The 13,687-nt window shown below is 63.8% G+C and carries 11 protein-coding genes; 5 read left to right on the forward strand and 6 right to left on the reverse strand.

Going from position 1 to position 13,687, the window contains the following annotated elements; all coding sequences use genetic code 11:
- Positions 1 to 30: 30 nt before the first annotated feature.
- Positions 31 to 1,173 carry an IS630 family transposase gene (locus tag BFL43_RS00785; protein WP_084889713.1) on the reverse strand — a complete coding sequence of 381 codons (1,143 nt, stop codon included), beginning with the start codon at positions 1,171 to 1,173 and terminating at the stop codon, positions 31 to 33.
- Positions 1,174 to 1,273: 100 nt separating this feature from the next.
- Between BFL43_RS00785 and BFL43_RS00790 the strand changes: the two genes are divergently transcribed.
- Positions 1,274 to 1,621, forward strand: a complete 348-nt coding sequence (locus BFL43_RS00790; RefSeq protein ID WP_084889720.1) for a hypothetical protein — start codon at positions 1,274 to 1,276, stop codon at positions 1,619 to 1,621.
- A gap of 13 nt (positions 1,622 to 1,634) precedes the next feature.
- Here BFL43_RS00790 and BFL43_RS00795 read toward each other — a convergent pair whose 3' ends face one another.
- Complete coding sequence (locus tag BFL43_RS00795; RefSeq protein ID WP_084889844.1) at positions 1,635 to 2,546, reverse strand: TIGR03619 family F420-dependent LLM class oxidoreductase; 912 nt, start codon at positions 2,544 to 2,546, stop codon at positions 1,635 to 1,637.
- Complete coding sequence (locus tag BFL43_RS00800; RefSeq protein WP_084889847.1) at positions 2,543 to 3,952, reverse strand: FAD-binding oxidoreductase; 1,410 nt, start codon at positions 3,950 to 3,952, stop codon at positions 2,543 to 2,545. Before BFL43_RS00800 ends, BFL43_RS00795 begins: the two co-directional genes overlap by 4 nt.
- 179 nt (positions 3,953 to 4,131) lie before the next feature.
- Between BFL43_RS00800 and BFL43_RS00805 the strand changes: the two genes are divergently transcribed.
- Positions 4,132 to 5,307, forward strand: coding sequence for a LuxR C-terminal-related transcriptional regulator (locus BFL43_RS00805; protein ID WP_084889849.1), 1,176 nt, complete (start codon positions 4,132 to 4,134; stop codon positions 5,305 to 5,307).
- 461 nt (positions 5,308 to 5,768) lie between these two features.
- A complete protein-coding gene (locus BFL43_RS00810; RefSeq protein ID WP_346425927.1) occupies positions 5,769 to 7,172 on the forward strand; it encodes a DUF222 domain-containing protein in 1,404 nt (467 codons plus the stop codon).
- 189 nt (positions 7,173 to 7,361) lie between these two features.
- Here BFL43_RS00810 and BFL43_RS00815 read toward each other — a convergent pair whose 3' ends face one another.
- Entirely contained in the window at positions 7,362 to 7,787 is a 426-nt protein-coding gene (locus BFL43_RS00815) for a hypothetical protein (RefSeq protein ID WP_084889851.1), read from the reverse strand.
- A 348-nt stretch (positions 7,788 to 8,135) separates the two neighbouring features.
- On the opposite strand from BFL43_RS00815, the gene BFL43_RS29110 reads away from it, so the two are divergent.
- Positions 8,136 to 8,618, forward strand: a complete 483-nt coding sequence (locus BFL43_RS29110; RefSeq protein ID WP_206186590.1) for a hypothetical protein — start codon at positions 8,136 to 8,138, stop codon at positions 8,616 to 8,618.
- 1,041 nt (positions 8,619 to 9,659) lie between these two features.
- Complete coding sequence (locus tag BFL43_RS00835) at positions 9,660 to 10,916, forward strand: EAL domain-containing protein (protein WP_084889856.1); 1,257 nt, start codon at positions 9,660 to 9,662, stop codon at positions 10,914 to 10,916.
- Between the two features lie 1,580 nt (positions 10,917 to 12,496).
- Here BFL43_RS00835 and BFL43_RS00845 read toward each other — a convergent pair.
- Entirely contained in the window at positions 12,497 to 13,435 is a 939-nt protein-coding gene (locus BFL43_RS00845) for an IS3 family transposase (protein ID WP_084889697.1), read from the reverse strand.
- A partial coding sequence (locus tag BFL43_RS00850; RefSeq protein WP_084889703.1) for a transposase occupies positions 13,432 to 13,687 on the reverse strand: 256 nt, incomplete at its 5' end. The genes BFL43_RS00850 and BFL43_RS00845, both read right to left, overlap by 4 nt.

Consider the following 13,687-nt stretch of genomic DNA (forward strand, 5'->3'; position numbering starts at 1 on the left):
AGTGGTCTGAGCCGTTAGTTCGTCGGGGGGTCATGCCGCCTCGCTGCTTTGATCGATCAGTTTGAGTTGGCGGTGGAGGTCCCGGCGGGTGTATTTCCAGGCGAAGGGTTCGGCGGTGCGGTTGTAGCGTTCGGCGAAGGTGTGCAACCGGTTCTCGACTGAGGTGAGGTCGGGAAAGTCATTGGGCGTGAGGACTTTGCGTTGGACGATGGAAAAGTAGATCTCGACTTGGTTGAGCCATGATGCGTGCACCGGGGTGTGCACCATGACCGCGTTCGGGTATCGGGCGGTGAGGCGGTCGATCGATGCTTGTCCGCGGTGCGAGGAGCCGTTGTCGACGACCCAAAACACCCGGTCGGCGGACGCGTACGGTTCGCTCGTCATGACCTGATCGACGAGGGCGGTGAACTCGGTGATGCCGGTGCTTTGCTCGCAGCGGCCGAAGACCCGTGCGGTGTGGACGTCGTAGGCAGCGAGGTAGGTGAGCGCGCCGCGGCGGCGGTAGTCGTGGCTGACGCGCATCGGGCGACCTGGTGCGGCGGCGGTGGTGCGGTGGCAGCGGTCGCGGGCTTGGATCGACGGCTTTTCATCGGCCGAGATCACAAACTCGTTGCTGCCCAACGGTTTGCCTGCGTAGCGGCGTGCGTACAGGTCGAGAACGACAGATGCTCTCATCTCGAAGTTCGGGTCGCGGGCGGCGATCCAGGAGCGATGCTGCCACGGTTTGAGCGCATCCTCGTCCAGCCACCGGCGCACCGTCGACACCGAGACGGTCATGCCGTCGCGTGCGAGTTGGGCGGCGAGTTCCGGGGTGGACCACCGTGCGATCGGAATATCGTGATCGGCCGGGATCTGACACGCCCACGCTTTCACTGCAGCGATGTCAGCGGGGGTGTAGATCGGTGGCCGGCCCGACCGTGGTGCGTCGGCGAGGGCATCGATACCGTGATGGTGGAACCGGCTGCGCCACTTACGGACCGTGTCGGGATGAACGTCGAGTTCGATGGCGATACTTGCGTTGGTGCAGCCGTCCGCGGCGAGCAGCACGATCAGAGACCGCAGCACTGTCTTCTGCGGTGTCGACCCACACCTCACCCATGTTTCGAGAACCTGACGGTCGCTGGTGGACAGGACGATCACGCAGGCCGAGGGTCGAGCGGTTTTGTCACTCATGCCTCAAAAGGACACCTGAGTCACACCTGTCTCGGGCCGCGGCACGCCGATGATCCGCGAAATGTTGGGTGGACCACACGGATCGGGCACGATCGGATGCGTGCCGACACCACCGGAATCGACGAAAAGCTCACTGCGCCTCAAGCTCAGCGGCCACGCCCGAACGAGGTGGCCGCAACTCGCGCGAGTCAACGTCCGATTTCGTGGCGCGTTCGCCTACGTCGACGGTGTACTACCGGACGAGTCGGTCCTGGTGTTGATGCGGCTGCGATACAACGGCTCCGCTAGCAGATGGGGCTTCGCGATCCACCTCGCGTCCAAGGGCAAGTACGAAGATTCGCTGCTGCCTACAGGCGACTTCACCGGCAGCCCTGAAGACGCACTCGACACCGCATGCGGGCTCTACCTCGGCGACCCGACAGCCTGGCAAATACCCCCGACGAACTAACGGCTCAGACCACTTAGCCTCCTACGCCGGCGGGTGATCCCTCTCGGCAGACCATGAGGTCGGCTGCCAGCAGCACTGCGGCTTCGACAGTGTCGGTGACGTAGTTGAGGTCGACGAAGGCGCTCTCGATGCCCATGGCGTCGATCTCGTCGCAGATCGTCGCGACGTCGGACATCGTCTGACCGGGAGCGATGTTGATACGCATCTCCCGGCGCAGCGAATCGGGGTCGCGGCCGCGATCTTCAGCGGCTGATCGCGCGATCTGCCACAGGGACGCCAAGTACTGCGCCGGCAGTCCCCACACGGGCAGCCATCCGTCGCCGCGTCGACCCACCCGCTCGAGGGCGGCCGCGCCGAATCCACCCAACAGTAGGGGTGGCCCTCCGCGTTGCGCCGGAGTCAGGTCGTTGTAGGACGACGTGATGTCGAACAGGGGGCCGTGATGCTCGACGGGATTGTCGTTCCACAGCGCGCGCAGCACGTCGAGGATCTCGTCCAACCGGGCTGCTTTTCCGGTCCATGGCACGCCGACGGCGTCGTATTCGTCCTGCAGCCAACCTAATCCGATCCCGACGTCAAGTCGACCGCCCGACACCAAATCGAGTGAGGTCAAAGATCGGCCGAGAAGCAGTGGGTTGTGCCACAACGCATTGAGTGTCGACATGCCCAACCGGACCGACGTCGTGCTCGCGGCAGCGGCGGTCAAGGTGACGATGGGATCCAGTACAGCGGTGAACTGCGCTGGATAGGGATGCTGCGATGTACCACCGACGGGATACAGATCCGACGGTTCACGTGGGGCCAGGACGCGGTCGCTGACCCAGAGCGACTCGTAACCAAGATCTTCGGCGGCGGCGGCGAACGATGCCACCTGCCGTCCATCGCTCTGAGATCCCATCTGGGGTAGGCAGATTCCGAGTTTCATGTCAGACCCGCTTCGATGTCGGCGCGCAGTGCCTCGGGAGCGACGTGGTGGTTGGCACGGAACACGTCGGTCGGGTCGTAGTTTTCCTTGATCGCGCGCAGCAGCCGGTGATCGTCGACGCCGTAGAGGCGGTCGCCGGTGTCCGGGCGTTCTGCGAAGTTGCTGTAGGAGGTGTCTGCGGCCCAGGGAGATACGACCGTCGCGAGGCGATCGAGGTGCTCACGCGCCGCTGCCCGGGTCTGCGGTGTCGGGGTGATCGCACCGGAATAGATCGCGAATCGGGCATCAATACCCGATACCGCACCTCCGCCCGGTGCTCCGGGCCGCACTGCCGCGCCTAGGTGGCGGATCTCGGTGGTCAGAAGCGGAGATCGGCTGTGCGAGTCGACTACCGACAGATACGCATCGAGTGCCTCGCTGGGCAGGCTTGTCAACAGAAGTCCGTCGCCGGTCGCCGGAACCGGACCGGGTGGGTCCATGTGCAGGTGGCCGAGCTCGCCGGCCGGTGTCGGCGCGACGGTGTCGGTCTCCGGCGACAGGGACCGAAGTGGCGCGATGAGGGCGTCCATGGTCTTGGCGTCGACCTGGCCAACGATTTCGACGGTCACCAGAGCGCGACCTCGCACCGATTCGGGCATCTCGGGGATCGGGGGACATTGCAGCACCCGCCCGAGTGAGGTGACAGAGCCCGGGACGGTGGCCGTCCATTCGCGCCATGCGTGCAGCACGTCGGAGGCGCGTTCAATCGGCCAGAACAGCGCTCCGGCCTGGACAGTCGGGATCGGGAACAGTCGGAACTCGAGGGCCGTCACGACACCGAAGTTGCCGCCGCCGCCGCGGATGGCCCAGAACAGGTCCGGATCGTCGACCGCGTCGACCCGCCGCAGGGCACCGTCGGCCGTGACGATTTCGGCCGCCACCACGTGATTGCTGGCCAGGCCGTGCGACCGGGCGAACCACGACAGTCCACCGCCCAGGGTGTACCCGACGACGCCGACATCGCGCGCCGAGCCAGCCAACGCGGCCAGGCCATGCTCAGCTGCCGCATCAGTCACCGCTCCCCACAGCGTCCCTCCTCCCACCCGCGCGATACGGTCGGCGACGTCGATCCGTACGCTATTCATTTCCGAGAGTTTGAGCAGCACAGTGTTGTTCAGCGAACCGAGCGGTCCGGCATTGTGGCCGGTCCCCTGGGCTGCGACCTGCACGCCGGCAGATCGTGCTGCCCGGACGGTCCGCACGACATCGTTGTCTGAAGCCGGTATGACCACGGCGAGGGGTTGTTGGTCGACGGTCAACTGCCACGCCGCCCGGGCGGCATCCCACCCGTCGTCATCGGGCCAGACGACCGATCCGTCGATCGAATGGTCGAACAAGGTGAAGGTGGAGCTAGTGGTGCTGGTCATCTCGGAGGGTTCCTCGGTGTTTACTTCTACGTCGACCGGACGGATGTCCCGTTCCGGTGCCTCACCAGACTCCAGAAAAACAGTGCGACAACCCATCCCGCACGACGAGGGCGTTTGCGCCTCCATCCCCTACAGACGGGGGATTGCCACAGCCGCCCAGAGCGAGGAGGGTTGCCCGCATGACTGCCCCCACCGACAAGGGTTCGCCCGCACCCCGACCGCACGACCCTGGGTTCATCGCCAGCGTCGGCACACTGCCCAGGGCTGGGTCTGAGGTCGCCACGGTCGGGCTGGGCGGTGAGTTGTTCGAGGTGGCATCGCGGCGCCTACGCACAGCGGTTCCGTTCGACGGATCATGCTGGTTCGGAACCGATCCGGCCACGGTGCTGCCGACAACACCGGTGCGCATCGAGAACATCGATCCCGGGCAATGCGAAGACTATTGGACCTACGAATTCACCAACGAAGACGTCCTTTTGTTCCGCGACCTGGCCCGATCGAATACCGGTGGCGGGACACTGCTCGACGCCACCGACAGCGCACCACAGCGCAGCAAACGTTACCGCGACCTGCTCGAACCCCGCGGCTACAGCGACCAGCTTCGCGCCGCGTTCCGGGTCGGTGAGAGCACATGGGGCGTTGTCGACCTGTTCCGCGACCAAGGGCAACAACCCTTCACCGAACGCGAGGTCGCACTGGTGACCGGATTCGGCGCCGAGATGGCAATCGGTCTGGCCACGCTAGCGACAACGACACGTGAGACCGCCGCCACCACCCCGGACGGTCCCGGTACCGCCCTCTACGACGCGAACGGTACGCTGTGTTCCCTTGATGCACAAGCAGAACGATGGCTCGGCGAACTGACCCAATCCCCGTGGGACGTACCCGCCACGCACCCCCTGATGGCACCGATCTGGTCGATCCTCGGTCGCGCTCAAGCCACCGCAGCCGGGCGGGGCAACGGACCTGCCCGAGTACGACTGCGCAGCGCCGGCGGCCGGTGGCTCATCCTGCACGCATCCGCACTGAAGAACGCCGACGGCACACCCGGTCACACCGCGGTGGTCATCGAACCAGCCAACTCGGCTCAAATCGCACCCATCATCGTCGAGGCGTACAGCCTGACCCCGCGCGAGCAACAGATCACTCAGGCCGTCGCCAGAGGACTACCCAACGCAGAGATCGCAGACGAATTATTCGTATCGGTACACACCGTCCGCGACCACCTCAAAGCCGTGTTCACCAAACTGTCCGTCACAAGCCGAGGCGAACTAGTAGCCAAAATCTTCGCTGAACACTACGGTCCGGCAATCCACGGACCCGACGCCGTGCACGCCGCACCCGCCGATCACTGAAAACGCCCACCGTCTGTAGCCAGACGTGACCAGAGGCGCAGGCGATGCGCCGGGCTGCGGGGGAACAACAACAGGACCGCGGTGGCGTGCGCAGCACCTGATCGCCCATGCCGACGGCACCATCGAAGGAACTCCGACGAAGTATTCCTAGCATTGTCAGCTGAGCTAAACGACCAACCCACAGCACCGCTCCCCCGCTGCATGATCCACAAACACCCAACAACGCCACCAATCAGCAACCATCCGCGACGGCAAGTTCAAAACCCGTCCAGTGTCAGTTCGAGTCTGACCGGGGGCACCGAGCAGCCTCTGTGCCGCAACCCGCTTCATGTCCCTGCATTAGTCGTTTATCCCCCATCAGCGCTCGCCGCCGCGTTCCGCGGAGCGCACCGCAACCTCATTGTCGGTGGGTCCGGATACTGTCACCGCAGAACTGAATCAAGGGTCATCAGGGGGCAGAAGTGTCGGTCAACGCAATCGAATCGCAGCCGTTCGGAGTGGTGCACGGGTCATCGAACATCTTCGACACAGCCGATCCCGCAGGGCTATCAGACGTTCAACTCACCGAACGAGTCGTCGGATACGCCAGTCAGATCGCGGCCCTGACCGCACAGTTCTTCGACCTGCTCGTCGAGTTCGACGACCGCGGGGTCTGGAACGGCGAAGGAATCCGTTCCTGCCCACAATGGCTCTCCTGGCGCACCGGACTGTCACTACGCACCGCCCAAGACCACCTGCGCATCGCCCACGCACTCACCGAGCTGCCACACCTGCACACCGCATTCCACGACGGGCGACTGTCGTACTCGAAAGTCCGCGCACTGACCCGCGTCGCCACCATCGACCGCGAACACGAATTGCTGTCAGTAGCGCTGTCAGCAACGGCGGCACAGGTCGAGCACCTCGTTCGATCCATCAAACACATCGACCACCGCGACGACGACAGCGCAACGAAACCAGCCGAATCCGACGCCCGGTGGCGGTGGAACGACGACGGAACACTGTCGGTGACCATGCGACTGCGACCCATCGACGGCGCCCGACTTCTCGCCGGCATCGTGCGCAGTGAATACGAACGCACCCGCACCTGCACCGATCCTGATCTTCCTACGGAAGTCCTCGACAGTGCGCCCACCGATACCGCTACGCCGAAACCAGATCTCTGGCGGCATGTGCCGTCCAACATCGCCGAGGCGGTCGTCGCGATGGCCGACTCGGTCGCGACCATGATCGACATGCCCGAGTTCGCGCCCGGAGCCGAAATCGTGATCCACACCGATGCCGAGGACTCCGAGACCGAACCGCACCTCGACGGCGGTCCGGCGGTCTCGGAAACCGAGACAGATGAGGCGGCATGCGGTGGGTCAACACGCACCGTCAGACACCGGCGCGACAAGACTGGCAAGTTGGGTGTGGCGATGACCTGGGGTCGCAAACGCCGCCTACCCACCCGGTCATTGCTCCGCGCACTGTTCGAACGAGACCGCGGGTGCCGGCACCCGGGCTGCGGTCGCACCCGACACCTGCACGCCCACCACGTCCGCTTCTGGCGCAACGGCGGCACCACCGACCCGGACAACCTGGTCCTGTTGTGTTCTACCCACCACCGCGCACTCCACCACGGCGAGTTCACCATCACCGCACTCGGACACCAGCGGTTCACCTTCCACCGCACCGACGGCTCGTTGATCGAGACCGCCCCCACAACAACAACTCCCACCGGCTGGCAACCCGACCCGAAAATCGCACCAGACGCAGTCGAACCCGTCGGCGGCGGACGCCTCGACCTCGGATACACCACCGAAGTCCTCTACGCCATCTGGGAACTGCGCACCACACAGCACGAACAACCCATCGCCGCCTGACGGCGCTCCGCGGAACGCATTGAACCCTGCCGATCGGTCTTGGTATGTAGTGGACGTCAGCACTATTGCCCCTTAGCAGCTCCGACCAGCTTCCGTGCCAATACCTCCGAGCTCGAAGGGCACGCACCACCTTCATCTACGTGCGGGGCGTCAGCCAGTGGCGGGTGCAATGGGGATGGTCACCTACATTCACCCCACCCATCCCGGCGACGAAACTGGTCGACAGGAAATCGCGGCCTCCTCCATGGCGAGGTTGGTCCGAGCCAGAGCCACATAGCGCAGCGCCAATTCCACGCCTGATATATACCCCGCGTCGTATTCGGGGTCACGCTTTGTGGCCCAGATGATCTCATCGGTCAACCGACCTTCGATCGCTTGCAGGCTCGCCTTCTCGCGACGGCGGTCGCGGCGTCTCCTCGGTACCGAGGCATCGGTGTGACCGGCCTCAGATGTCAGTTTGTCGAGCACGCAGATTCTGGCGAATCGCATACCGGCCTCGTGGCCGACGCGGAACACATCCGCCCGACGGTCCAGACGCGTGGTGGTCGAGAAGTGCTCGTGCAGTGCGGCCAGTACCTCGGCGAGTGTTCGATTGCGCGGACCGGGGTCAAGCATTCTTGCGCCTCCGGACGACCGTCCGTTCCGCCAATGCCCTCTTTTGGTCACGTCTCTGCTTAAGCACTAGACGCTTTTTCTTCGAACTCGAATTCTTTTCCGCCATCATTCCTCAATGACATAGGTGTTCGCGGCTGCAAGAGCCGCTCACCGACCGACCATAGCCCAGAAAAAAACAAAGTCCAGCTGCCCGCGAACTCACCCCCGGGTAGCCCTCTGCCCGTCCCGAGATTTTCACATCTTCTTCGCCACAGTAGTTTTCGGAAACACGTCCCCAAGTAGAGCGGACTGGCTTTTATTTTTTTCCGGGCTAGAGTCCGGTTAAGTGATAAACAAAGGAGTGTGGCCGTGAAAGCGGTTGTCATGGAGTGCTGTTTTCGGATCTGCGCAACGCGGGCGCGGATTCTCGCGTTTCGGTGCCATGCGGAGAAACTTGCCGACGCGGCGTTCTCGCAACGAGCGCGCCGCTCGAGCGCGACGATCGATTCGGAGTCCCGGCTGCTGCTGCGGCACTGGCACATACAGAACGACGTCACACGTCTTGGCGAGCCGCAGTGCCAGGAGGTGTGCTTGGCCTTCGCGGACAATCCGGCCCGACTGACCGCGGCCACCCTTGAGGCGCTCTCCCGCGACATCCTGGCCACGCTCGATACCAACACGGTGGAGGCCTCGCCTGAGACCGTCCCGTGGATCCTCACGCTGACGACGGACGCCGATGATGCGTACCGACGACAGATGACGGACAGGCACCCGAAGTTGCACACCACTGCCAGCTTCGCTGCCGCCGCTCACACATACCTCAAAGTCTCAGCTACACAGGAGATCATGTAATGACCACCATCGCGCTACCCCCGCAGCAACCGCAGACCAAGGGGGCTCCAGACCAACAACTGTCCCGACTGTTCCCGGGGAGTAACGAGGTCAGTGCCGTCCTACTCGGTTCGGTAGTGGACGACCAACGCACCTCTACATTGCCAACCGGACCTGACAGGATGTTGGTGGTGGTCGTCGGCCGCGAGAATGACCTCAGAGATCGCGTGTGTGACGCGCTGGTCGATTCGGGTGCAGTCGTCGAGGTCATCGACCCTGGCCCACCCGAACTACGGACTCGACACAGCGGACACCGTCGGTCGGGTCATGCCGAGGGTTCCCCTGTCTCGCACCGAGACGGTCTCCAGTCATAGGTCGTCACCATAGCCAACGCGTCCGGCTCCGAGGAAAGATCAATGCTTGGTCGGTGGAGGCATCGGTGGGCCCGGCGTACCGAGATGGAGCGCTTGCTCGCAGCCGCAGCAAACGCAACCTCAACACCGGACTCGTGCCGCATTCTCGTCGTCGGCGAAGAAAGCGCGACCGACCAGAACCGATCGGATCCCTCGTGGATTGCGAACCGTGCTCGTGACATCGCATATGAGGCCGTGATCAACGCAACGCGAGTGGAGTCCGCAGCCTACATACAGGTCGCGGACGGTACGGGCCTGCCCGGCTCTCTGCGCCGCGTCGCCGATTGGTGCGTAGGTCGGAATCGTCGCGAGCCTCGGCAAAAAGACGGAAGAATTGCTGTCGTTCCGGATTACCCGGCTCACCAGCACAACACAACAGCGTTCGCGTGAGCAGTCGGGCCGCGTGTGAGCCACCGGTCAGCAGCTACCGAGTGCCCGGCCACGACCCTCGCATGACAGGAGACGAGCAACGATCACGCACGATTGCTGACAAGACAGACCATCAATGCCCTGCACTATTGCTCCTCAGGCCAGTTGATGTCCGCGGCCGAACCCTAGTCAGGTAACGCAACACGGTTGAAGTCCACAGGCCACCGCTGCTGCGACGTTGATAACGTGGACCTCAAGGTCCAGGAAACGGCGGGTACTCATGTCAGCCTCAGGCGACAACGTTGATGTTCTTGTCGCTGGCCATGCCATACCGCCGATCACCAGCGTGTATCAGCCCATCGTCGACCTCAGCGATCTGCGGACCATCGGATACGAAGCGTTGGCGCGCTGGCCCGATGCACCACACCTTCAACCCGAAGACGTCTTCTCCGCAGCCAGAGCGGCGGGAGCTCTCGATGAGCTGGACCGCGCCGCCCAACGGGCAGCTCTGCAGGGCGCACATGAGGCCGCCCTGCCTGGGTCATACGCGTTATTCGTCAACGTTGAAGCCGACACCACCCCAGCGGTGTCGCTGACGCAACAGATCGCGCCGGCCCGCCACCAATGGGCCGGGCGTCTCGTCGTCGAGATCACCGAACGGGCGCTGCTCGTCGACCCCGCCCGCGTCATCGGGATCGCCGAAAGCGCACGCGCCGAAGGTATCGGTGTGGCGCTCGATGATGTCGGCTCCACCGCCGACTGCCTGAATATGCTCGACTTCGTAGCACCCGACATCATCAAGATCGACGGCCCGCTGATACGCGCCCGCAGACCCACATCGTCGGACGCCGCGACCATCGCGGCGATCGCCGCGTACACCGAAACCAACCCCGGCACCCTCATCGTTGCCGAAGGCATCGAAACCGCCGCCGACCTGCTGCAAGCTCGTTCCCTGGGCGCCCAATACGGGCAAGGGTGGTACCTGGGCCGACCCGGCCAGCTGCCCACCGACCTACCGGCCGTGCACCGGCCCCTTCCCCCGTTCGCTGCGCGCACCACAGCCGGTGGGCATGACTCACCGTCGGCGATCCTCGAGCACCTACCCGCCAGAGTGGGGCACAAAGGTCTCCTCGCCGCGTTGTCCCGGCACCTCGAAGACTCGGCCGCAGGTGCCCACGGACCGGTGACCGTGCTCGCCACCTTCCAGCACGCCCGCAACTTCACCGGCGCTGTGGCCGAGCGTTTTTCGGCTCTGGCGAGCGTCCACCCCCACGCGTTTGTCGTCGCCCTCGGCGTCGACATGCCGCCGCATCCCGCGCCCGGCGTCCACGGCACCGCCATCACGCCCGGCGAACCCCTCGCGCAGGAATGGACGATCACCGTCACCGCCCCACACTATTTCGGCGCATTGATAGCCCACGACGTGGGCGACCCCGCTACCGAACCCGACCGGCGCTTCGCGTACACCTTCACCCATGACCGACCACTGGTCACAGCGGCCGCACGCACTCTCATGCGACGTATCCACCGCACTTGACGCACCCCTACCACTGCTGCGCAAACACGAATAACACTCCCCCACAGCGCGATTCATAAACCCCCGACACGTCCAACAATTAGCAAACATCCACGACGACGCCGTCATCTCCGACGCGACTACCGTGTGGCCGACGCGGAAGTTCTACGAGTTCGAAACTGTGCGGCGAGATTCCGCCAGTGAAGCGCAACGGCGATGACGATCAGGGGCACGTGGATCGCGGGGAGGTTTCGCGCGAGCCATCGAGGCAGGTAGATGTCAGTGACCGATCCAGAGGGGTCTCCGAGGTTGCGGGCCACGGCGGTGAGGGGGCACCGAAATCCGTTGGCAGCAAATACTGACGTCTCCAGTACCACGACAGACGCCGCGAGCCCGGCCCTACGGTCGGATCGTCCACGTATGCCCGAATAGAAGACGTAGAGCATGCAGCCCTCGACGGAAACCCAGACAACCGTGTGCAATATCTTGACCGTTCGCAGCAACCCGCCCTGTTCCGTCATGGGTCCATGATGGACCCGGACTCAGGGAGGCGGGCGGCCTCTCTAACTTGGCACGGGAACCACAGTCCCTGCGGCAGCACACGAGATTATGGTTCCTCACGAAGGCTTTTCAGACGGTCGTTGTCGACCACCCCTTCAACCTCGCAGATCACACCGCCAACCATGCGGTACATGTGTGTCGTATAAGTACACCGCCAGCCGTTCCCCCTCGACAATGGCTCGGCACATCTCCCATCGATAGTCCGGAAAGATCTAAGTAGTCGCCACGACGTTCGCGATGTACTCGGCGCGCGTCAGGCTTCATCCATTGACCAGCACAACGTCTGCCAACAATCCGCCGAGCTCATCCCACGCCCGTCGGTTACACGCGTCCAAGTAGTCGCGATACCGCCGAACGATCTCATCCTCGCTACCTTGCCCTATCTGGCGGTCACGAGCCCCCGGACCGCCCGCTTCCCCGTGCTCGCTCGCCATGGGCGCGCATTGGGTTACCCCAACGCAGGTCGGTGACGTCGAGTACCGCTTCGCATGGGAGGCGTTGCAGCAGAGTGATTTCAGCGAGTGATCAGTGCGTCTCAGCCGAGGCCGCGGGTCCGGTGACTCGAGCTCCGGGTTCAAGTCGCTTCCTGCGGCACTGCCGGTGTGAGACGGTGGCGCAATGACCGCATCCCAACGCAATTCACGAACTGTCGGCCCGTGAAACGGCCCAGCCCAAGCACAAGTGCCCGCACCCGGTCGCAGTCCTGCAGCGGTCGGCGCGGAATGGCACTACTTGCGGTTGCTCTATGCGCAGCCATGGTTGTGTCCGGCTGCGGAGAGACGACCGTCAACGAGGGCACTGCACCGACCGGGTCAGCGACAACGACCATAACGTCACCCTTCGACGCCATCGTCGATTTCAGTGACATCCGCAATCTCATGGCGGAGTCGACCCACGTCTTCACCGGACGCGTTGACGGCATCGCTGGTACGAAGTCTCTGAACAGTTTCCCCGAAACCCAGTACGACGTGACGACCGGTGTCCAGCTCAAAGGCGAGGTTTCTGCAACTGTGGTTCCCCCCAAATCGTGGAGGACTCCTCTATGCGGCTTCGGGCTCCGCGACTGCAGCGTTCTCGTAGTCGATGGGGCTGACCATCCCAATCGTGGAGTGCCGGCGGACGTGGTTGTAGAAGCCGTAACACCAGTCAAGCACACCGGCCTTGGCTCCGGCAAGAGTCTCGAAATCGTTGCGTGACAGTACCTCCCACTCCAGGGAAGAGAAGAACGCTTCGGCAGCGGCATTGTCGAAGCATGACCCGACGCGGCCCATCGACTGACGGAGTCCCATCCGACGGCACAGCTTGGTGAACTTGTTGGAGGTGTACGTCGACCCGCGGTCACTGTGGAAGATGACCCGTTCGGACTCCTCGTCACGCCTTATGGCCTGCTTACCGCCTCGGGTGGCCACCGCCATCTCGATTGCTGCACACGCGAGCGGTGCGTCTGGATGCACGCTGGTGGCCGCACCCAGCAATCGGCGGCTGTAGAGGTCGATCACGGTCGCCAGATACAACTTCCCGGCCGCAGTCGGGATCTCGGTGATATCGCCGACCCACTTCTCGTTCGGACGCGTCGCGGTGAAGTTCCGGCGCACCAGATCCGGGAACTTCGGTGCCGTCTTGTCCTGCCGGGTCAGCCCGTTTCGGCGACGGATCCGGCGTGCCACCAAACCCTGCCGGCGCATCGAATCCGCGACCGTCTTCTCGCTCACTGTCCACCCGTCCTCACGCAGGTCCACGTGCAGCCGCGGGGAACCATGCAAGCCCCGCAATGTCATGAACTTGACCTTGACTGCGCGGTCTACCGTGTCGCGCCGATAGTCACGCGCGGTATGCAATCCTGTTGCTGCACCCGGCTTTTGAGAACGCTTGAACCACTTGTAGAACCACGCCATACTCACGCCAAGCAGCGCGCACGTGACCGTATGTGGCACTCGATAGGTGGTCCTCTGCTCTGCGATGAAGCGGGCCAGCATCACTTCGTCGCCTCCTTCACCCACAGGACCACCGATCGTTTTAAAACATCGCGCTCCATCCGCAACTCGGCCACCTCGGCACGCAACCGCTTGAGCTCGGCAGCACTATCGCCGCTCGCCTCATCCTCGCCGCCGCGCTCGGCGCGCGCACGGTTGACCCAGTTGCCCAGGGTGCCCTCGTTGACCCCCAGATCGCGCGCGACCTGGGCGATCGGTTTACCCGTCTCCTCGACGATCCGGACCGCCCCATCACGG

The organism is Williamsia sp. 1135 (assembly GCF_002095395.1).
GTDB lineage: Bacteria > Actinomycetota > Actinomycetes > Mycobacteriales > Mycobacteriaceae > Williamsia.

Coding starts and splice junctions, on each gene's coding strand:
- BFL43_RS00785 (WP_084889713.1), bottom strand. CDS start 1,173: ATGAGTGACAAAACCGCTCGACCCTCGGCCTGCGTGATCGTCCTGTCC.
- BFL43_RS00795 (WP_084889844.1), bottom strand. CDS start 2,546: ATGAAACTCGGAATCTGCCTACCCCAGATGGGATCTCAGAGCGATGGA.
- BFL43_RS00800 (WP_084889847.1), bottom strand. CDS start 3,952: ATGACCAGCACCACTAGCTCCACCTTCACCTTGTTCGACCATTCGATC.
- BFL43_RS00805 (WP_084889849.1), top strand. CDS start 4,132: ATGACTGCCCCCACCGACAAGGGTTCGCCCGCACCCCGACCGCACGAC.
- BFL43_RS00815 (WP_084889851.1), bottom strand. CDS start 7,787: ATGCTTGACCCCGGTCCGCGCAATCGAACACTCGCCGAGGTACTGGCC.
- BFL43_RS00835 (WP_084889856.1), top strand. CDS start 9,660: ATGTCAGCCTCAGGCGACAACGTTGATGTTCTTGTCGCTGGCCATGCC.